The following is a 19,012-nucleotide window of genomic DNA, read 5'->3' as shown; positions in this document are numbered from 1 at the left end:
CCTTCTAGTTCAGCCGTGATTTTAAGGCTCTTTTAGGGCTAGGGCGCACGGCACGGTTTTCCCCTGTTTGCTCTGATATGGGCCATGAATGTCTGCCGGGACCCGGCGAGACTTCAGTTGAGGGCGCGCCGGCTGTGGATTTGGGCGGTGGCCACACAACCGATTTTCACCCTGACATTTCTGGGAGTCGTTCCCTGGTACGCGTTGAACATACTGTTCGTCTTTGCCGGCGTCACGCAGCTGCTGGCACTCCGCCACAGCGCAGGCAAACATGGCACACTGTGCGGCCTGGTATTGCTGGCCATCATGGTCTAGCCGCTGACGCCTGCCAGTTATGGCATTCCGGGTCTGGCCCTGTCTCTGTCCCTTGCAATGTGGTTCGCGTTACCGGCGGGCACTCAGCGCAATGCGGCGGGTTTCACGGCAGTGATATCACTGGCGATGCTCAACGGGGTAACACATCTCACCGATGCCCCTTTAGCCGCCCTGGTATTCGCAGTTATTCCGACGATGCTTCTTCCGGCCGTCGCAGTGAATGTCGTAAAAAAAATTCAGATCGGCCATACGCAGCGGTTTATGCATCGTCACTTCTTTTACCTGGCTTATGCGTGCCATCTCATGGTGCTGAGCCTTATCCGGTTATCCGGTATTTCAGCTGATAAGCCGGCGCCGGCTGAACGTGCAACCACGATATTTCCACCGACAACAAACAGAGGATCTCTGATGAGCAGCAAAACTGGACAAGCGATTTTGTAAGCATCCCGGTAAACCGGACCATTCACATTTAGAGATCTTCCTGCATACTGATCATGTTCCTGGAGGAGATCGCCATGCGCAAAGCCCGATTCACCGAACACCAGATCATTGCCGTTCTGAAGTCCGTCGAAGCCGGACGCACCGTCAAAGATGTCTGCCGCGAAGCCGGGATTTCTGAGGCCTCGTACTACAACTGGAAAGCGAAGTTCGGCGGTATGGAAGCCTCTGATATCAAAAAGATGAAGGACCTCGAAGATGAAAACCGCCGGTTGAAACAGATGTTTGCGGACCTGAGTCTCGAGTGCCGCGCATTGAAAGAAGTTATTGAAAAAAAGCTTTAAAACCAGCGATAAAGCGTGAGCTGGTCAGCTATCTGACCGCGCAGTTTGCCATGAGCTTACGTCAGGCATGCAGGATATTGTCGCTGAGCAGGACGGTATTTCGTTATCAGCCGAATACGCAACGTGATGAGCCAGTCATTATGGCGCTGAGCGTGGCGGCTGAACGCTATCCGCGATACGGATTTAAAAAGCTTTTTCAGGTGCTGCGCAGGCAGGGCAAAAGCTGGAACCATAAGCGCGTTCACCGGATTTACTGCCTGCTGAAACTGAATTTTCGCCGTAAGGGAAAACAGCGCCTGCCAGTGCGTAATCCGGCTCCGCTGGCGACGCCAGAGGCGATGAACCAGAGCTGGTCCATCGATTTTATGCACGATGCGCTGGTGTGCGGCAGACGCTTCCGGACCTTCAACGTGGTGGATGATTTTAACCGCGAAGCACTGGCGATCGAAATTGACCTGAATATCCCGGCGCAGCGGGTCGTGAGAGTGCTGGACAGGATCGTGGCAAACCGCGGATATCCGCTAAAGATACGGATGGATAACGGTCCGGAACTGGTCTCGCTGACGCTGGCACAATGGGCAGAAGAGCGGTGTGATGCTGGAGTTTATCAGGCCCGGCAAGCCAACGCAGAATGCCTTTATCGAACGGTTCAACCGGACATACAGAACAGAAATACTGGATTTTTATCTGTTCAGAACACTGAATGAAGCACGGGAAATTACAGAGCGCTGGCTGGCTGAATATAACGGCGAGCGCCCCCACGAATCCCTGAATAACCTGACACCGGAAGAGTACCGACTGATGGCTGAAACCCCGGAAATCTCAAAAAGTGCGTGGAACTAAAACGGGTGTGCTTACAATTTGCGCCGGGATAAACAGACCTATCACACATCCCCCCGGCCGCGCGCGGTCAAACGCCATTGTGCATTCCGGGCGCTATGTGGCGCTTAACCCTGCAGAAATCGAATGCTTTATGTCGCTACAGCTCGATAACGACAGATACGAATACACCATCCGATTCATTGAACTGGCCATACAATGCCGGCAGCTCGAAGGAATGGACCACGCTGATGTTTGTGGTTTACGTAACGATGTGATTTTCTATGAAGCCATGTTCCACCTGTTCAGTGAAACTGGTCGTACAGCGCATCAGCAGGGTACAGTCATGCAACGCTGCAGAGAGATTGAGGAAGATCCAGGATACCTGCCCCTGTTCAGCCAGTCATTATTTCTGACCCACCGCAGAGAGCCCGGAGCAGATAACCAGAATGGATCTGCTGCGCAGTCGTACAACATCTAAAAGGCCGTATCGCGCGGCCATTTTTTTATTGGTTTAGCCTTTCCGGCAGGATTTTGATGATGAATGCTACAACCAGCACCGACAGGCTAATTGCAATAATACGTTCATGCCAGGTTTCGTAATGAAAGAACCAGTAGCAGCATAAGAAGAAAAGCAATCCCCCCAGGATTGCGGCTCCGGTTTCAAGCAACGAATGGAATATTCGTCGCCCTATACTCAGCTTTGGTGACTCATTTCGTTGTTGCATGTAGTTCACTCTCTACCATGTCGAGGATCTGTTCAAACGTTCCCTGCCCTGAGTCCGCCTGACGTGCAGTGCTTCAAGGAAAGAATTCAGAAACGGTTTGGAAGACAGTTGCCAACAGGGTCGTTGGAGTGGTTGACGGATAACGATTTAGCATACAGGACTCCTGCAAGAATTCTACCTATGCACGATAGTGCATAGCCATGCATTTCGTTAAAATTCATCAGGTGCGTTTCCGGTAGTTTTCGAGGTTTTAAGGTCACTCTTTTACTCTAAAAACACCGGAAACGGCGCAAATCCCTTTCCATTAGGGCGTAAAATGAGGCGTTATGGTAAATCGGCCTGGTATTCCTCTTTGATGCTGTTCAGAAAGAGGTGGCCAGATTCTGATACGCGGTAGTAATCCATTCCGGATGGGTTTCCGCTTGGGACGGTATCTACCAGTCCGGCTTTAGAAAGATTATCGACAAGCCTCGCAACGTTACCAACACCCTCCATTTTTCTGCGGGTCATCGCCCGGTCCAGATTGTACCAAGTCCAGTTAACGTCCTCTCTGGAGGCCAAAAGTTTCAGAATATTCAGTTCTGTTTTATTTACCATAGTGGTGCATCCGGATGATAGAGGTCTTCTACCTCACCTTTTAACTTGTAATCTTCAAGAGTAGCAGTGTGGGTATTGTTCCACAACTCATGGGCTTCGAGATTATCTGCAGGAGCGCCGGTTTCCCATCCTAAATTACAATAACGCTGATATTCACGACATTCATGAGTATAGTAATTTAAATCTACTTGTTCATGGGGGATTTCTCCATCGGCTATCTTTTTTAGCCTATTAATCATGAACTCATTTCCTGGGTCTTCACCAAATCGTGACGTGTGTTTCTCAACAATTGCTATACCTTCGTGGGTGATATTCACGCCATCCGTCGTCAGGTCTTCAATCGGCCCGCCTGCTTTATCAGGATCGAATGGCCTGCCTGATACTGTGCCTCTGGCACCGAATTGTTCCAGCTCTTCCAGCTCAGGAAAACGCATCCTTCCCATCGTCAGCCCGGTCGCTACAGACGCGGCGGTAATAAATAAACCTTTGTTATCCATGACCTGAGCATAACCTGCAGGCGCATCACCACCGAGCTGCTCTGCGGTCTTTTTGAACCCATCGATATTGCCGTTATAAACACCACCCGCAGCGAGAAGCCGACCGGCGGATTTACTGTTAATGGTTTTTGCTGACTGAGCATGTTGCACCGGTACCGCAGGACGAACGGAATAGACCTGGCGTTTTAGTTGTTGACTAATGATGTAGTGGAGACGCGAATAAAGGGGAAGTGGAAGGCCATCCTGGATATTTCCTGAAGATGTCAGCACACCGGTGATAGGGATAGCTGTTATGTTTTTCCTCAGCAGAACGACTTTCCCGGTTTTGATATCGGCCAGCGCGTCGCTGTATGCCATCCATGGATGCTGATAGTGAAACGCATTGTACTGGTTAACAAAAGCGTTGTAGCCCTGGGGTAAATCCCACACCGGGATATTCCGGTTTGGCAGGGCTGTGTCAGCCAAGTAACGCGCTGCCGTCTCCGGATGAATAATGTGGATGATATCCTCCAGATAGATGTCATCCACTGACCTTGCCTGACAGTGATGAAGCATGATGTCCCTTTTTCTCAGAAGTTATCCGTTCCATTATTGCGCATACGGTAAAATTGACAATTCTCCCGCATCCAGTCAGGTAACAAAATTATTTTCCATTAAAGATCGGCACGCCAAACGGATTTTATTTTAAATTCAACCGCGTAGCGGGTTACAGTCTCGTTCAGGCAGTAGAGACGCCGGAAATATATCTCTTTTACATCGAGCAAGGCGTAGCCGGCCGAACGGTGCGATATACTGCACTGTTAGATACAGCAGGAGAAAAGCTAACGAAAAAAGAGATACTACAGCATGAGAGCTTTAGCACTAATCGCCCTGATTATGCCTGTTGCATCATTCGCAGCAAAAAATACACTTTGGAGTGATGTTATTGACGCTGGACGCTACGTTTCGCCGAAAGGATATAATATGCAGCAAGCGTTATTACGCGACTTTTGCGCCAGGACACAGGACTCGCGTAATTGCATGAACCTGTTCGCGGCAGTAGCTTTTAATGCCACCTACGCCAGGGACGCCGCCGAGTGCTGGAAGGATGAAGCCAAAGCGAAGACGCAGGTATGCAAAGATGCTCTAGACTATAACAGCCTCATTATGAGTGACTACAACGCCGCCACGGATGATATGAAACACCAAGAAGATAAGGCTAACGGATATTAGAATGACATGTCCTCAGCATAGCGGGCTGATGCAAAGCTACCTCTGTTAGAGGGCGTTCGCGTATGTCTAAAATTGGGCCCCCGGAAATAAGGGCCAAGTTGTATCTTGCTGCTCTCTCCGGCCTGAGATTCAACATAGCAATGAAAACCATGTATGAACGCCTGTGCCTGATCGGTAAGGCAAAAATGGTAGCTATAGGAGCTTTAATGAGGAAATTGATCCACTGGTGTTTCGGTGTCCTAAAATCCAGGCAACCATTTGATATAAATTATAGTAATGTGGAAAGAATGCCAGCCAGCATTGCTGCATTAGCCTGAATCTCGATCATCAGGTCTGATGGATTAGCCGTAGAGTTCGCTTCTCAACGGGGGATTGTTGCGCCTCTTATAGACAGGTGTCCGCTGAGTGCCAGAAGCGGAAGTGGCTAACAACAGCCTGTGTTGATTCACGGGGAACAGGTCAGAACCACTCCAAACGACAACGTTAGCTATTGACGTGCTATACGAGCGTGTGCACCAAAGGCGTAGTGAGTTGCAAATTAGCAACGCGGTTAACTATGCGCATTAGCCCTCTGGCCGCTGTCATCATTTCTGATTAGGCAAGTGGATAAGTGTCGACGCCGACCAGGAATAATCCTAATCGGACATTCTCTCTCATTCCCCGTTTGCCTGTAATCTGGCATGTAAAAGAATATGGACGCACTAATCCACACAGGAACAAAGGAAATGGCTTACATAGCGGCAACGCCACGGGCTTATATCGGGCAATCTGTTGGCAGTGGCCAGTGCGTGGCGTTTACTCAAAAGGCAGCCAATATGCCGCGAACAGCAGCATGGCGACGCGGCGCACTGGTTAAAGGAAATACATCGATTACCCCGGGCACAGCAATAGCAACGTTTGATGCCGATAGTCGATATGGAAATCACACAGACGGCAGATCCCACGCGGCAATTTATTTGGGGCAGGATTCTACCGGGATTAAGGTGCTTGATCAGTGGATGAGACATGATGTTGACAAACTTGGCAGGCCGATTACTGTTCCACACAAAGTTTCACCCAGGACTATATTCTTCAGGTCATCCCCTCGCGCTGAAAACAATGGAGTAAATTATTATGTCGTGGAGTAAAACAGCGTTGCTAAGTGCTGCGGTTATGTTGTTCTCTGGCGTAGCAAGCGCAAAAGGAATCACCTGTCCGGACTCACTCCAGGTTGATAACAAGCCGCACAGGCTTAACGATGTAAGCCTTTTTCAGGGGCTGCCAAAAAATCTTGGCGAGTTAATGCCGGATACGCAGGATAAAACAGAGTGGACGCTAAAAGATTACCAGGACTATGCCCGGGAAAATAATATGCCTCTGTATCTTGTATGCCACTACACCGGAAGTGAAAAGACCATCGTTCTAAAGGTGCCGGAAACAGCAAAAAAATGTTCCGCGAGGTATGGATACAGCAAAGAAGAGTTTTACGCCTCCTGCGAATAAATCCATCTTATTGCCAGATATCGCCCTGCTGGTGTTTCTGGCAATTCCTTTCCCACAGAAACGAGAAAGGCGTAAATTACAGGCCCCCCCCTCCATGAATAAGGATTATCTCCGGGGCATAGGCTTGCTCCATCGATACTCAGGAGCGGTCATGCACTGGCGGTGACGCTCCTTTACGGCGAGCGTTCCGGCAACGCGGCAACGCGGCAACGTATATCCAGATTATCAGCGGCATTCAACTCATGGCTCTGATGACGGGTCACCTCAATCAGTACTGATTCGATATCTACCATGCTTTATCCCTGTACCTGATATGCGGGTCAGTCATATTCACTTTAAGATTGGGCAACCTTATGGGCCATTTCTTCACGTAATTCATCAATAACATCCTGGACACGTAACAGCGCTGATGACCTGCTCTCCATTTATTAACACGCGTCATTAACTATGGGATAAATTACGAACTTCCGCAGTTCGCTCACTGCGGGCATCGATTTTCGGGCTGGTTCGCTCAGTGCCAGGAGCGGATCTTTCTATGGCTATTGTGTGTCAAAAAATTGGGCACAGGTCACATCAGCACATCATATCTATAAGTCTATTTCTCCATCTGCAACCTAAATCACGCCTTCACTTCATTTGGCAATTTTTCATATTTCAATGGTGTTTTTGGTTTCGAAATTAATTTATATCCACCTTGTTCATAGTCGTAGCTGAATAACCCTTTACTTGACATCTCAACAAATGAGCGCAGATAGCAAGAACGTTGATGCTCATTTGAAAATGCAGGCAGATTGCCTTCTATCACATAGACCTCTGACAGGGGGTCCAGTGAGTAAATATAATCAAGAATAAAATTATAGTCCTCGACAGATGCTTTGATCCTTTCAGGAACCGGCCCCTGACCTACTGTTGCAAAATGCGCCAGGTACCCTTCCTGGCTGGATAAAAACCAGTTCAGGTCATATTCTAAAAAGTCATCGTCCATTTCCGTCATTTTTTAACACCAAATATCTTTGTACATTTCTCACAACGTAGAATCACATCGCCATTTCCTGATCGGACGCGATGACCTATCCCCGGTTGATTATCACATGCCAGTGTTAGTCCTGCATCTGATACACAATGGATAAAGGACCGCTTTTCGCTCATAGCAACCGTTCCGTTGCTTCAGAACAGTGACCATCAAACTCTGACCCCGGCTGCAGATGAGAAGATGCTCTAACCGTCTGACATAGGACACAATCGGCGCTGTGTCCAAAACGAGAATGTTCTACCGTGCTTGCTTTCTCAGGCAAAAGTGGTGTGTAACTTTATCCATATCACATAAAGCAACAAAGCCGGCTCGTTCATAAAAAGTGAATGCCGATGATGGTGCGTTGGTGTTGATAAAATCAAACCAGAGGCCAGCATCTTTAAGTATTTCACTGAGCAAACCGCTGCCAACATGATTTCTTCTCCATGCCGTGTCTACATAGAGATGCCGCAGACGTCCGGTGCCAGTTATTTCCGTAAAGGGATCGATGTTAAGTCCGCACACGCCAACAATTAAATCATCAGCATAAGCCCCAAGCAGTTTTTCTCCGGCCCTGTCAAAGCGGTTCTGTCCGTTTAACCAATTTTCTTCCAGTCGGTGTAGCATGTTAAATCCTTCAGCCATGCTCTTTAATTTTAACTCCGTAAACCCTGGGCTGGCCGGGGTAATGTTTGTGAATTGGATATTCATGAGCCGTTCCAATGATTTCGGTTTGCATAGCCTGGGCAGAATTGACATCGCGTCCAGGGGAAATCTGCCGTGCCCGGATGTCCCCTGGACGCCATGAGCGGATGTTCAACGGAATTACTAAAGTTGAAGCGTCTGGAGCAGGTCATATCTGATTTTTGTCACCACCTAAACATCAAAAACCCCGCAGTACCCACACGCAAGAAATGGATGCTAATTCACCCGCTATTTGTCGCATGGCTGCGCATTGTAATTACTAGAATGGGAAGGCTTACTAACTGAAGGAGTAGAAAATGGCAATTCAAGGAATTGGAAGTACAACTTCGCTATTGAACACCATCGATAGAAAAACAGAGCTGCAACAGGCTTTCAAAAATCTGATGGCAAAAGCGACTGATAACCTAAACGCTATGTCGTCAGACAAGGCGCAAGCTTCAACCATGAGCAACGGCGCAACACTATCGAGGACTGCGGTACAGGAAGACATTTTACGCTATGCACAAGCTAGCTCTCAGGATGCAGAAAGGCTAGCTCATGATATGGCTTATAGCCGCAGTGATATCTGCTATGACCTGACAGAGTCGATCAAGACCAACAGGATGGAAGATATCAAACTGGCTTCAACCGGCGAAAAAGTTGGCGATGACTATAAGCGTCAGTTTTACCATAATGCATCGAAAATCGATGCTCAGCGGATGCAGATTTACAATACCGAGATGGCAAAGGGCACCGACCCTGTAATCGTCCTGAGCAAAATGATTGATTTCACGAATTCCCAATCAAGGGACTACCTTGCTGCGACTGGGTGGCTGGCATAGATAACGCCAAAAAAGCCAGTCATCGTGGCTGGCTCTTTCTTACTCTGCGCTAACACCAGCTTCTTGCTTTGGCCTCCTGATATACTGCTACTGGCAGATTTGTGCCGAAAGTAGACGTTGATAACGTTGAGATATGTTAATTTATGGGGAGCAGGTCACCTGAGGGGCGCGCACTATATGATGTGTCTAATTCTCTGATTAAGGTGGTCGAGTGGAACCAAGCTTCGAATGGAACATATTTTCCCAAGAAGGGAAGTGATACAAAAGCTTTTGAGGAAAATGTTCCTCAGTCGGTTCTTGATAGTTTAGGATTGAAATGATGAAAGTTTATCAGGGTAATATTTCTAAAGAGTCATTAGGTCTGTTTGTTTCAGATATTGGCGCCGGAGAATTTTTTTCATATGTAGGGCACTTGGTTTCACTAGAGCAAGCAATTTCTGTGCTGGGTTTGCTCTCTCCTGATTTTATTGAGATCCAAGGGCATATTTTCTGGCTACCTAACGCTCAGCAATACGACCCGAAAAGGTTTCATTTGCTTGGGCTAGTAGAGAGTAAATCTAGTGTATTAGTACAAAGTACATTGCGCAGAGACGTTGAACGATACAGAAATATTTTTTCAATAAATCAGTTTTTTTCAAAGTGGGAAGATGCACCGGACCGCCCCGTATTTAAAGTAGGTCTGTCAAAAGAGGATTATCGTCTTTGTCATTTATTTGCCGAGCAGATAACTAGATATTGGAAGCGCGCGTTAGCAGAGGCTTTCCCGGATAAGGTGTTTCAGTTTGAAATTGCTGACGACCTTCTGGATGAATATGGGGTTTGTCTGACATTTTGGCAGGAGTCTGTCAGTAATTCAGTGTAACTGCCCACTAGTTAAAGGTTTGAATCGCCACAGGTTTAACAGACACCTCGGAGTCATTTAAGATGGCTTAAAGAGAGGTGCCCATGAGCGGTAAGCGTTATCCCGAAGAGTTTAAAATTGAAGCAGTTAAACATGGTGTTGATCGTGGTTACTCTGTTTCCGGCATTGCAACACGTCTCGATATCACCACCCACAGTCTTTACGCCTGGATAAAGAAGTACGGTCCGGATTCTTCCACTCATAAAAAACAGTCAGGTGCTCAGGCCGAGATCCGCCGTCTCCAGAAAGAGCTCAAGCGGGTTACCGACGAACGGACTTATTAACGTACTTCTCAAAGCTGTCCGACTGAGGTACGCCTTTATACGTGACAACACCTGTTGCTGACATGTTCGCCTGCTCTGTCGGGAGCTGGATCATCATGAAATGGATTGAAAAGTGCTTATTGATTTAAATATAAATTTTCTTATGGATGGAATTGGTAAAATCAACTGCAATACACAGTGATGCGAACCACTCCAGGCGACAACGTTAGCTATTGACGTGCTGTACGAGCGTGTGCACCAAAGGCGTAGTGAGTTGCAAATTAGCAACGCGGTTAACCATGCACATTAGCCCTCTGGCCGCTGTCATCATTTCTGATAAGGCAAATGGATAAGTGTCGACACCGACCAGGAATAATCTCAATCAGACATTCTCACTCATTCCCTGCTTGCCTGTAATCCAGCATGTAAAAGAATATGGACGCACTAATCCACACAGGAACAAAGGACATGGTTTACATAGCGGCAACGCCACGGGCTTATATCGGGCAATCGGTTGGCAGTGGTCAGTGTGTGGCGTTTACTCAAAAGGCAGCCAATATGCCGCGAACGGCAGCATGGCGACGCGGCGCACTGGTTAAAGGAAATACATCGATTACCCCGGGCACAGCAATAGCAACGTTTGATGCCGATGGTCGATACGGAAATCATACCGATGGCAGATCCCACGCAGCAATTTATCTTGGACAGGATGAAAATGGGATTCAGGTTCTGGATCAGTGGATGGGACACAGTACCGATAGACGAGGCGAAAAAATAAAAACACCTCATCCTGTCAGTCAGCGCACAATCCGATTCACTCAGCAACCACGCCCCGAAAACGTAGGAGGGAATTACTATGTCGTGGAGTAAAACATTAATTTTAGGTAGCGTGGCCTTGCTTTTTTCCAGTTCTGTTTTTGCCGAAAAAGTAAGCTGCCCGCCTGTTTTAAAAGAAGGCAACAAAACACACCGAATGAATTTAGTTGATGTCTTAGTTGGGCCGCCAGAAGAAAAGGCTTCACTCTTACCGGATACGGATGAAGAAATGGTATGGACCCTTAAGGACTCTCAGGATTATGCGAAGAAGCATAACACGTCCGTATTTCTTGTTTGCCAGTATAAGGGAACACATAAAACTGCCACTGTAAAGGTACCCACAACAGCACAGAAATGTTCTGCGTGGTATAGAAACAGCAAAGAAGAGTTTTACGCCTCCTGTGAATAAATCCGTCTAATTGCCAGATATCGCCCTGCCGGTGTTTCTGGCAATTCCTTTCCCACAGATGACCTGCTCCCCATTTATTAACACGCGTCATCAACTATGGGATAAATTACGAACTTCCGCAGTTCGCTCTAAGCAGTCGTTCGGTTGCCTCAAAATGAAGGCCATCATACAGGGGCGATCTGCCGGGTCCGAACGTCCCCTGTCTGCCAGTAACGAACGTTAACTGTTCGTTGACGGATCGTACTCCCACTGTGATTCATCACTGTAAATCGTACCGTCATCATCCATTACCTGTGCATTGAGGTGCTTTGCAATCTCCAACATCTTTCTGTACAGATATGTGTCTGGCCATTGGGTATAAATATTACCTGCGCTCCAGTCGAGCCAGGGTTCTGCGTACAATGAAGGGCCTGACCACAAGGCGTGGTAATCGCCGTTTATAATATGTTTGCTTAATTCCTTATCGCTATTAATGTAGTCAAGCCATTCATCAGCAGTTATCTGCGCATCATCATTATCTGCCCAGAATTCAGCTCTTGTTATGTGAAATTCAACACCCATAGCATCCCCTAAACAGTGAAATAATTATCACAAACTAATGTAGTGCCCTATTCTATACGAATGTAAACCCACACAAAGCACAAAAGTCGCCTGTTTGTTGTTCTTTTTGTTCAACTTTGCAAAGATGTATCACACACGATCCCACACCTGCCACACTCGCAGGAGCAAGATCTTCCCTTCACGCCCAGCCCCGGCAGTAACGCGCTACGTGGCGATGTCGACATCGAACTGATTCTGCTTTGAGGATTTCGCTATGACTACCTTTTACCAACTGTCAGCCACCAGCCTGGGCGGCCAGCTTATCTCTATGGCCGACTACGCGGGTAAGGTGGTCCTGGTCGTTAATACCGCCAGCCATTGCGGCTTCACGCCACAATACGGCGGCCTTGAAGCGCTCTACAAAAAATACGCGGCCCAGGGTCTGGTGGTATTGGGTTTCCCCTGCAACCAGTTCGGCAAACAGGAACCCGGTGGCGCCGAGGAAATCGCGCAGACCTGTCAGATTAACTACGGTGTGAGCTTCCCAATGTTCGAGAAAATAGAAGTCAACGGAAGCGCAGCGCACCCGGTGTTTCGTTATTTGAAACACGAATTACCCGGCGTGCTGGGTGGGCGAGTTAAGTGGAACTTCACGAAGTTTCTGATCGGACGCGACGGTAAACCGCTCAAACGTTTTGCGCCCTTCACCACTCCACAGAAAATGGAAACCGCAATCCTTGCGGCACTTAAAAACTGAATTTTTCGCACATTCATTTTTAACGCTTTATGCAAAAAGAGGATCAACATACCGTCAAACTTTTGCTTAAACAGCAAGTAGCGTTCTGATGACTCTTTTTGTGGCAGATTCGTGCCAGCAACGAACGTTGTGCTAATCAATGATGGGGGGCTCAGGCTGGATAGTCCGCTTAGCCAGTTTCTTTTGAAACAGTATGACCATTACAGGAAATCCTGATGCCGCTAATGCACTGACAACCAACAGTCTGTTCAGATTTTGCGTGGTTAATCCCTGGTCAGGTAATAATAAAGAGGACAGAAAGAATGCGAGAGTGGTTATCAGGAACATAATGGCTGTCTGTAATGAAGAAAAACCGGCTCGTTGTTCATCCTCAGGATACTGGACAGCCACCACCGAAGCGCAAACAAGTCGGCTATATGAGGCGCCAAGAAATAAGGTGATAAAGAGACCTGCATTATGATAACCCACCGCAGGAATCAGCAAACTTGCCACAAAGAACAGCGTCGATATTGTTGCCAGCACTAGCGTGGATAAACGCGCCGTTAGAATACCTGTTATTTTTGTAGACAGATAACCTGCAATCCCGCCACTTAAGAACAATACGGGCAACAGGTTTTGTTGTGCTCCCATATATTGCGTCATTAATGGCGTTATTATGGGAATAATCAGCATTGGACTAAATTGTGCCAGTGCCGTACAAGAGGCAAAAAATAAGGTTTGCGTATCAATAGGCAATCTGGTCTTCCCGCCTGATGAGACCGTATCCCTGGGGATGATAAAGCCTGTCAAGGGTAAAGAGACCAGGCAAAAAGAACTGATTAACCACAGCGCCGTATGCCAGGCATAGTGTGAGCACAAAAATAATATAGTGGGCATTCCTACAATGCTTACCATCGAAAATGACGCAATTACCGTCGCCAACATTTTTCCGCGCAAATGCGCCGGTGCATTATTTATTAACAGGCTTGTACCCACCCCCATTGTCGTACCGCCGACCAGACCTGCGCAGAATCGTAGTATAAGCAGAAGACTAAAACTCGAGGTAAATGTCGTCAAAAGTGTCAGCAGGCCTAATAGTGCCATATTGGCGATTAAAAAACGCTTCTTATTAAAACGACCAATCCAGTAAAAAGCGATAACGCCCGAAATGACTGCCCCCAATGTATACATACCGGACACATAACCTGAGAAGGATACGGGAACGGCAAAGTCTGCTGCCATAAAGGCAAAAATAGGATTGAACATCATATATTCCAGCGCATTCGTGAACTGGATAAAAGCCATTACAATGGCAATACGCATGAGGGCTTTATGATTAAACGTCTGTATGGCCTGTGACATAGCAAGCAACCTGTGGATGAAAGATATCCGAGTGTAACTGCTATCAATGCTGCGCATTAGGTGGTAAAAATGGCACTTATTGTTATCAATAATGGGATAATTGATGCGTGCGGCCCTGGATTTTACCAGCCTGAAAGTGTTCATTGCTGTGGTTGAAAGAGAGAGTTTTGTGGGGGCAGCGAAAGCCCTTGAAATGCCGACATCCAACGTGAGTCGTTGTATTTCTCAGTTAGAAGAAAAACTGAATCTTCAGCTCATTGAGCGCAGCACCCGCCATATGAAACTCACCCAGGCGGGGCATCTACTCTACATTCGGGCGAAGCCACTGCTGGAGGCGCTTGAGCAAACTGAGACAGAATTAACGTTGCGGCAGATGCAACTCAAAGGCCCATTACGCATCTGTATTCCCAATGAAATAGGTCCTGCATTGCTGGGTTCTGTTATTGCCGATTTCGCCTGTCAGTACCCGGAACTGGAGATCAGCTGCGTCACAAATTTGTCAGGTTTAGAATCCCTTCGCGATGATCTGGATTTAGCTGTCATTGTTACCCGTGGTCAGATGGATGACAGTGACTACATAGCCCGTCATCTGATGACCATCCCTTGTACCGTTGTTGCCGCCCCCGCCGTCATTCAGCGTTATGGCACCCCTTCGCATATACAACAACTTGAAGAGTTACCCTGTATTACAACGGTCAGTGCACTGAAAGGCGCGCCCTGGCAATTTGTCGATAAAAAGGGGGGATTCGAGACAATTAAGGCTAACGGGCATTATCGGGTCAACAGCGGAGAGATGGCAGGACGAGCCGCTATAGCAGGTGTCGGTTTTGCAATTCTGGCGAAACAAGCCTGCCAGCCCTATATTAGCGATGGTCGGTTAATCGAGGTTGAGTTTGAGCAATCGGCAGCGCCATTGCAATTATTTGCGCTTTATTCAGATCGACGTTTTTTGCCTGCCAAAACAAGAGCGCTGATTGATTTCATGCATCAGAAATTAAGCAACATATCCACAGTAAAATAAGGCGGTAGTGAATAGCCGCGAAGCATCGCATTGGCACCAGGAAGAGGATGAACATACCGTCAAATTCTCCCCCGTGCGGCGACAGGTCAGCCGATTAACTCACCATGACAGGTAAAAATTCGTATCTGAGAATGCATGTTCGCCCCGCTTTTTCGGCTGTTTTTATAGACGGCAAATTTTCTGGAACGATAGTACCTGCCATCAGGCAGATATCCTGGCTGGAGTGGGCAAGATAGTGACGAAGCCAACACTGAGCCCGGGAAGCCAGCGAGCGTCCGCGAAAGGCGGGTAGAATAACCTCATCAGAAATTCGGTAACCCCGTAAAAAAGCGACCTCTGCCTTCTCGCAAATTATCAGTCCGGCACGGATCCCCTCTTCGTAAATAATATACGCGGCGCCTTCTGAAATATGATGATGGAGTTCTTCGTCATCAACGGACAACAGGCTGGCTGGTAAGGCAGGCATAACAGACAAGGAATGCTGCCAGCCATCAATCAGAGCCTGCCGACACCATTTAAAATCGGCATATTCAGCCGCTCTTAGGGTTACGGTGTCATTATATTCCGGAGCACCCGTCAGGCAGGATGCATAGATTAGCTGGTCTGTTATGCCTTGAACTTTATCGTGGCCTGGCGTGAGTATACGGATGTACTGTGGCTTTAGTTGCGCCCATTCCTGGCTGATAAATTTGAGTACCGAACAATCAATATTGGAGTCTGACGCGACGATATCAATAAAAGGACTATTGATATCACCTCCCCGATAACGCGGGCCAGTAAGAAACTGTCGGCCATTAATATTGAGTTTTCGCTGTAGGAAGTAATCCTGCGGTAAGCCCGTCTCTTTCCATGGAAATTGTGCTGAAAAGGTCTTATCCACACACCGTTTTTCCTGCTCAGAAAGCCATTTATCAAGCCAGCAAAAGAGCGTTTCCTGTGGTACGGGGAGTTCAGCATACTGAGAAAGCATGAATGTTAGCATCGTATCCATCTGACATTACTCCAGGTATCGGGTCTGGCGTCACAGATTGCCCTACCTTTGACGCTAATAACAAGCAGCTTTCTGAGGCGTAAAGCCCGCCAGGCTTATAACGCCTTGCGACCAGGTATCGCCAAAAGCGGGCGTTTGAAAGAAAAAGCCAGCAAGATGGCTGGCTTGTTTCGCCGCTTTCACCAGGGCCAGGTGTTATTTTCATAGTCAAGGAACAGATGTTTTCTATCATTACGGTGTAGCTCAATGACCTCAACCATTCCGTTGACGCTGGTGTTCACGTCAATCTCTGCTTCAACGGCGCCATCCAGGGTGCCCATCGCTGTCGCTACCCAGCCCGGATGAATAGACAGGACAGTATGCTCCCCCTGCATCAGATCCATATAAATACAACGCGCCAGCATATTCAACGCCACTTTACTGGCCCGGTAGAGCTCAAGACCTATTCCGGGTTCGGTATTGCTGGCAATGCTACCCCGGTGCGACGACATAAAAACCAGTGTGCCGGCAGGCTTAAGGAAAGGCAGAAGGTGCCGGGCCAGGCGGGCAGGACCAAAAGCATTGGTCATCATAATCTGCTGGAATTCCGCATCTGATGCCTGCAACACTGATTGATGTAACGGACCGTAGATTCCGGCAACCAGAAAAATAATATCAAACTGCCATGCACCGAGCCTGGCGATAAGGGGCCCGATATGGCACACATCAGTGACATCAATCTCGCCGGTCGCGAGACTGCCCGGATATCCCTTTTCCAGGGCGATCAGGGAAGCGATATCTGCATCCGGTAAGTATGTAGCAAAAACGTCCCAGCCCTTTTTCAGATAGGCTTGCGACAGACCCAGCCCGAGCCCTTTCTCAGCCCCGACAATCAAAATACGCTGTTTATTCATTCTTCCGGTGCTCCTGGTTACTGTGCGGTATAACCGCCGTCTGCCATTAATATCGTTCCCGTCACGAAGCTGGCTTTGGGCGATGCAAGCCAGATAATTGCCTCCGCAATTTCTTCCGGCTGCGCCACGCGTCCAAGTGGATGAGCGTGACCATAGCTCGATAACGTGGCGCGGCTATCTTCCACGATGCCGGAAAGGATATTCGTTTCGACCACGCCAGGTGCGACAGCATTAACCCGGATACCATACTCAGCCGCTTCCAGAGCCAGCACTTTTGTCAACTGGGCGATTGCGCCTTTAGAAGCCGAGTAGGCGGACGTTGCTTTCATGCCCACCATACTCACGACTGAGGCCACATTGACAATCGCCCCCTGCCTGCGGGGTTGCATAACCTTCAGGCTTTCCCTGGCCAGGAGAAAATACCCTCTGGCATTAATGGCCATAATGTTGTCCCATTCCTCAGCCGACGTCTCGATAGCACGTTTATTCAGGGTCTTGCCTGCATTGTTGATGAGAACATCCACCGTACCGAACGCTGACTGTGCGAGTTTCACGGCGCCGATAACCTCATGTTCCAGACTGACGTCGCAAATATGTGTCACCACCTGATCGTTGTGTATCAGTGAATGAACCTGCGGATTAATATCCAGAGCCAGCACCTTCACTTTATGACTCACCAGTAGTTTTACTGTCGCCCTGCCAATATCGCCCGCAGCCCCCGTGACAATCGCCACTCTGTTTTGGAGTCCCAAAAAATCTGCCATTTTTACTCCTTAATTGCTGAATTACATTGCCAGAGCGCCATCTCGTTTATCAGCCGGTACTAAAAAACCCTGCTGCGGATAAATGCCTCTCCACCTTTCTTTTGCCGCAAAAAGGATATGAGAAGCAGATAAACGCAACAATGTTGATTACTGTACAAACATTATCTATTCCTCTCATAATGTCTTTTGGTAAGCTGCTATAAGTCACAAAAATTATCCTTTCGTATTTTCAGGGGGACTGGTGTCTGGATTTACCTCAATACTGACGCGGAAAATGATCCCGGCTTTTCTGGCGCTTGCACCGGATGAAGGCTACTCACGAACCTGTATGAAGGAGGTCAAACTGCTGCGGGTAAATGAGCCTATGCCCCATACGCCCGTTCTTTATGAGCCCTGCATAGTTATTGTTCTGCAGGGAAAGAAAACGGCGTTGATGGGCGGACAGGCGTTTATCTACGATGCAGGACATTATCTGGTTGTCTCAGTCCCTCTTCCTTTTACCAGCCAGACGACAGCCAGCCAGGAGAAACCTCTTCTGGCTATGTCTGTATCGCTTGATGTCAGCCTTATAGCCGAATTGATTATTGAAATGGGGGAACGGGCCCCAACCGATAATGAGAATGCGGGAATACTGTTTTCCACCCCGCTCAGAGAAGAACTGGCAGATACGGTTTATCGGCTTCTGACGGCGCTTGGAAATAAAGAGCAGGCCAGAATTCTGGGGCCGGGAATTCTGAAAGAACTTTATTATCGTATGCTGATTGATACTCAGGGTGCTTCAATAAGGGCGGCGCTTTCCGGAAAAGGGCATTTCAGGCAAATTGCAGCGGCTATCCGTACGATGCATACCCGGTTTATGGATAATATCGATATTGATCTGCTGGCGAAAGTTGCAGGAATGAGCGCGCCTTCTTTTCACCGCCATTTCAGAGCATTCACAGGCACAACACCGAAACAGTATCTTATTTCCATCAGGTTGCACCAGGCACGTTTTTTAATGGTCAAAAGTAATGTCACTGCCAGCGAAGCCGCTTTACGGGTTGGTTATATCAGCCCGACACAATTCAGTAGGGAATTTAGCCGGTTCTTTGGTTGCCCCCCTCAGAAGGAAGCGCATCGTTTACGTCATTTATTAAAGGTTAAAGCTGAGTCGTACTGGCCTGAATAATATTATTCCGATCATGAAATTGAGATAATTTAACTTGATGAAATTTCAGCGAGTTACCAGTGAGGCTCACCATAACAGATTTTACAAGGGTGTATTCTGCAAGGTTACCTGTTGTCTAACAAAATTCCCAAGACCACGTCGAGAGTGTCTGTACTTAATTGATTCCCCTGCCCCTCTC

Annotated in this window: 20 protein-coding genes and 4 pseudogenes; 15 read left to right on the top strand and 9 right to left on the bottom strand. The window is 47.9% G+C overall.

Annotation, left to right across the window (positions count from 1 at the left end; translation table 11 throughout):
• Positions 1-84 precede the first annotated feature (84 nt).
• The 3 genes and pseudogenes from C5523_RS27680 (at position 85) to C5523_RS12220 (ending at position 2,397) form a co-directional block, all read left to right on the top strand.
• Positions 85-756, top strand: a pseudogene (locus C5523_RS27680) (TraX family protein).
• Positions 757-830: 74 nt separating this feature from the next.
• Positions 831-1,940, top strand: a pseudogene (locus tag C5523_RS12225) (IS3 family transposase).
• A gap of 97 nt (positions 1,941-2,037) precedes the next feature.
• Complete coding sequence (locus tag C5523_RS12220) at positions 2,038-2,397, top strand: hypothetical protein (protein WP_172960888.1); 360 nt, start codon at positions 2,038-2,040, stop codon at positions 2,395-2,397.
• Between the two features lie 571 nt (positions 2,398-2,968).
• On the opposite strand, the gene C5523_RS12210 is transcribed toward C5523_RS12220, so the two are convergent.
• Together C5523_RS12210 and C5523_RS12205 are read right to left on the bottom strand one after the other, a co-directional pair.
• Positions 2,969-3,241, bottom strand: a complete 273-nt coding sequence (locus C5523_RS12210; RefSeq protein WP_108701197.1) for a hypothetical protein — start codon at positions 3,239-3,241, stop codon at positions 2,969-2,971.
• Positions 3,235-4,293, bottom strand: a complete 1,059-nt coding sequence (locus C5523_RS12205) for a hypothetical protein (RefSeq protein WP_108701196.1) — start codon at positions 4,291-4,293, stop codon at positions 3,235-3,237. Before C5523_RS12205 ends, C5523_RS12210 begins: the two co-directional genes overlap by 7 nt.
• 291 nt (positions 4,294-4,584) lie before the next feature.
• On the opposite strand from C5523_RS12205, the gene C5523_RS12200 reads away from it, so the two are divergent.
• From C5523_RS12200 to C5523_RS12185, 4 genes and pseudogenes are all read left to right on the top strand, one after another.
• Complete coding sequence (locus C5523_RS12200) at positions 4,585-4,950, top strand: hypothetical protein (RefSeq protein WP_108701195.1); 366 nt, start codon at positions 4,585-4,587, stop codon at positions 4,948-4,950.
• 38 nt (positions 4,951-4,988) lie between these two features.
• Positions 4,989-5,267: pseudogene (locus C5523_RS12195) on the top strand (transposase); the annotation flags it as partial.
• Positions 5,268-5,675: 408 nt separating this feature from the next.
• Positions 5,676-6,077 (top strand): BPSL0067 family protein, encoded by a 402-nt coding sequence (locus C5523_RS12190; RefSeq protein WP_108701194.1) that lies wholly within the window; start codon positions 5,676-5,678, stop codon positions 6,075-6,077.
• A complete protein-coding gene (locus C5523_RS12185; RefSeq protein ID WP_108701193.1) occupies positions 6,064-6,432 on the top strand; it encodes an STY0301 family protein in 369 nt (122 codons plus the stop codon). Before C5523_RS12190 ends, C5523_RS12185 begins: the two co-directional genes overlap by 14 nt.
• Before the next feature lie 619 nt (positions 6,433-7,051).
• On the opposite strand, the gene C5523_RS12175 is transcribed toward C5523_RS12185, so the two are convergent.
• Positions 7,052-7,426 (bottom strand): hypothetical protein, encoded by a 375-nt coding sequence (locus tag C5523_RS12175; protein ID WP_223878783.1) that lies wholly within the window; start codon positions 7,424-7,426, stop codon positions 7,052-7,054.
• Between the two features lie 276 nt (positions 7,427-7,702).
• Positions 7,703-8,155, bottom strand: coding sequence for a GNAT family N-acetyltransferase (locus C5523_RS12170; RefSeq protein WP_108702315.1), 453 nt, complete (start codon positions 8,153-8,155; stop codon positions 7,703-7,705).
• 290 nt (positions 8,156-8,445) lie between these two features.
• Here C5523_RS12170 and C5523_RS12165 point away from each other — a divergent pair, with 290 nt between their 5' ends.
• From C5523_RS12165 to C5523_RS12145, 5 genes and pseudogenes are all read left to right on the top strand, one after another.
• On the top strand, positions 8,446-8,970 hold the full coding sequence (locus tag C5523_RS12165) for a hypothetical protein (RefSeq protein ID WP_108701192.1): 525 nt from the start codon (positions 8,446-8,448) through the stop codon (positions 8,968-8,970).
• Between the two features lie 316 nt (positions 8,971-9,286).
• Complete coding sequence (locus tag C5523_RS12160) at positions 9,287-9,832, top strand: hypothetical protein (RefSeq protein ID WP_223878782.1); 546 nt, start codon at positions 9,287-9,289, stop codon at positions 9,830-9,832.
• Between the two features lie 83 nt (positions 9,833-9,915).
• A pseudogene (locus tag C5523_RS12155) lies at positions 9,916-10,204 on the top strand (transposase); the annotation flags it as partial.
• Positions 10,205-10,602: 398 nt separating this feature from the next.
• Entirely contained in the window at positions 10,603-11,004 is a 402-nt protein-coding gene (locus C5523_RS12150; protein WP_071925300.1) for a BPSL0067 family protein, read from the top strand.
• On the top strand, positions 10,991-11,359 hold the full coding sequence (locus C5523_RS12145; protein WP_108701189.1) for an STY0301 family protein: 369 nt from the start codon (positions 10,991-10,993) through the stop codon (positions 11,357-11,359). The genes C5523_RS12150 and C5523_RS12145 overlap by 14 nt, the downstream gene beginning before the upstream one ends.
• Positions 11,360-11,578: 219 nt before the next feature.
• On the opposite strand, the gene C5523_RS12140 is transcribed toward C5523_RS12145, so the two are convergent.
• Positions 11,579-11,920, bottom strand: coding sequence for a hypothetical protein (locus C5523_RS12140; protein ID WP_039078815.1), 342 nt, complete (start codon positions 11,918-11,920; stop codon positions 11,579-11,581).
• A 253-nt stretch (positions 11,921-12,173) separates the two neighbouring features.
• On the opposite strand from C5523_RS12140, the gene C5523_RS12135 reads away from it, so the two are divergent.
• Positions 12,174-12,656: a glutathione peroxidase gene (locus C5523_RS12135; RefSeq protein ID WP_108701188.1), complete on the top strand. Its 483-nt coding sequence runs from the start codon at positions 12,174-12,176 to the stop codon at positions 12,654-12,656.
• 132 nt (positions 12,657-12,788) lie between these two features.
• Here the strand turns inward: C5523_RS12135 and C5523_RS12130 are convergent, their stop codons facing one another.
• Positions 12,789-13,997, bottom strand: coding sequence for an MFS transporter (locus C5523_RS12130; protein WP_108701187.1), 1,209 nt, complete (start codon positions 13,995-13,997; stop codon positions 12,789-12,791).
• Positions 13,998-14,100: 103 nt separating this feature from the next.
• On the opposite strand from C5523_RS12130, the gene C5523_RS12125 reads away from it, so the two are divergent.
• Positions 14,101-15,018 (top strand): LysR family transcriptional regulator, encoded by a 918-nt coding sequence (locus C5523_RS12125; protein ID WP_071195500.1) that lies wholly within the window; start codon positions 14,101-14,103, stop codon positions 15,016-15,018.
• A 94-nt stretch (positions 15,019-15,112) separates the two neighbouring features.
• On the opposite strand, the gene C5523_RS12120 is transcribed toward C5523_RS12125, so the two are convergent.
• The 3 genes from C5523_RS12120 to C5523_RS12110 all read right to left on the bottom strand — a co-directional run bounded on the left by C5523_RS12120 (position 15,113) and on the right by C5523_RS12110 (position 17,666).
• A complete protein-coding gene (locus C5523_RS12120) occupies positions 15,113-16,000 on the bottom strand; it encodes a GNAT family N-acetyltransferase (protein WP_071195534.1) in 888 nt (295 codons plus the stop codon).
• 188 nt (positions 16,001-16,188) lie between these two features.
• Complete coding sequence (locus C5523_RS12115) at positions 16,189-16,902, bottom strand: SDR family oxidoreductase (RefSeq protein ID WP_103245580.1); 714 nt, start codon at positions 16,900-16,902, stop codon at positions 16,189-16,191.
• A 17-nt stretch (positions 16,903-16,919) separates the two neighbouring features.
• Positions 16,920-17,666, bottom strand: coding sequence for an SDR family NAD(P)-dependent oxidoreductase (locus C5523_RS12110; protein WP_071195498.1), 747 nt, complete (start codon positions 17,664-17,666; stop codon positions 16,920-16,922).
• Positions 17,667-17,907: 241 nt separating this feature from the next.
• Between C5523_RS12110 and C5523_RS12105 the strand changes: the two genes are divergently transcribed.
• Positions 17,908-18,834 carry an AraC family transcriptional regulator gene (locus C5523_RS12105; RefSeq protein WP_223878781.1) on the top strand — a complete coding sequence of 309 codons (927 nt, stop codon included), beginning with the start codon at positions 17,908-17,910 and terminating at the stop codon, positions 18,832-18,834.
• Positions 18,835-19,012 lie beyond the last annotated feature (178 nt).

Source organism: Phytobacter sp. SCO41, from assembly GCF_003073275.1.
Classification (GTDB): domain Bacteria; phylum Pseudomonadota; class Gammaproteobacteria; order Enterobacterales; family Enterobacteriaceae; genus Phytobacter; species Phytobacter diazotrophicus.
Note: the sequence above shows the minus strand (reverse complement) of the source record. Positions and strands in the feature narration are given on the sequence as shown.

Coding starts and splice junctions, on each gene's coding strand:
- C5523_RS12200 (WP_108701195.1), top strand. CDS start 4,585: ATGAGAGCTTTAGCACTAATCGCCCTGATTATGCCTGTTGCATCATTC.
- C5523_RS12210 (WP_108701197.1), bottom strand. CDS start 3,241: ATGGTAAATAAAACAGAACTGAATATTCTGAAACTTTTGGCCTCCAGA.
- C5523_RS12135 (WP_108701188.1), top strand. CDS start 12,174: ATGACTACCTTTTACCAACTGTCAGCCACCAGCCTGGGCGGCCAGCTT.
- C5523_RS12205 (WP_108701196.1), bottom strand. CDS start 4,293: ATGCTTCATCACTGTCAGGCAAGGTCAGTGGATGACATCTATCTGGAG.
- C5523_RS12175 (WP_223878783.1), bottom strand. CDS start 7,426: ATGACGGAAATGGACGATGACTTTTTAGAATATGACCTGAACTGGTTT.
- C5523_RS12160 (WP_223878782.1), top strand. CDS start 9,287: ATGATGAAAGTTTATCAGGGTAATATTTCTAAAGAGTCATTAGGTCTG.
- C5523_RS12190 (WP_108701194.1), top strand. CDS start 5,676: ATGGCTTACATAGCGGCAACGCCACGGGCTTATATCGGGCAATCTGTT.
- C5523_RS12115 (WP_103245580.1), bottom strand. CDS start 16,902: ATGAATAAACAGCGTATTTTGATTGTCGGGGCTGAGAAAGGGCTCGGG.
- C5523_RS12120 (WP_071195534.1), bottom strand. CDS start 16,000: ATGCTAACATTCATGCTTTCTCAGTATGCTGAACTCCCCGTACCACAG.
- C5523_RS12110 (WP_071195498.1), bottom strand. CDS start 17,666: ATGGCAGATTTTTTGGGACTCCAAAACAGAGTGGCGATTGTCACGGGG.
- C5523_RS12165 (WP_108701192.1), top strand. CDS start 8,446: ATGGCAATTCAAGGAATTGGAAGTACAACTTCGCTATTGAACACCATC.
- C5523_RS12125 (WP_071195500.1), top strand. CDS start 14,101: ATGCGTGCGGCCCTGGATTTTACCAGCCTGAAAGTGTTCATTGCTGTG.
- C5523_RS12130 (WP_108701187.1), bottom strand. CDS start 13,997: ATGTCACAGGCCATACAGACGTTTAATCATAAAGCCCTCATGCGTATT.
- C5523_RS12150 (WP_071925300.1), top strand. CDS start 10,603: ATGGTTTACATAGCGGCAACGCCACGGGCTTATATCGGGCAATCGGTT.
- C5523_RS12185 (WP_108701193.1), top strand. CDS start 6,064: ATGTCGTGGAGTAAAACAGCGTTGCTAAGTGCTGCGGTTATGTTGTTC.
- C5523_RS12140 (WP_039078815.1), bottom strand. CDS start 11,920: ATGGGTGTTGAATTTCACATAACAAGAGCTGAATTCTGGGCAGATAAT.
- C5523_RS12170 (WP_108702315.1), bottom strand. CDS start 8,155: ATGAATATCCAATTCACAAACATTACCCCGGCCAGCCCAGGGTTTACG.
- C5523_RS12145 (WP_108701189.1), top strand. CDS start 10,991: ATGTCGTGGAGTAAAACATTAATTTTAGGTAGCGTGGCCTTGCTTTTT.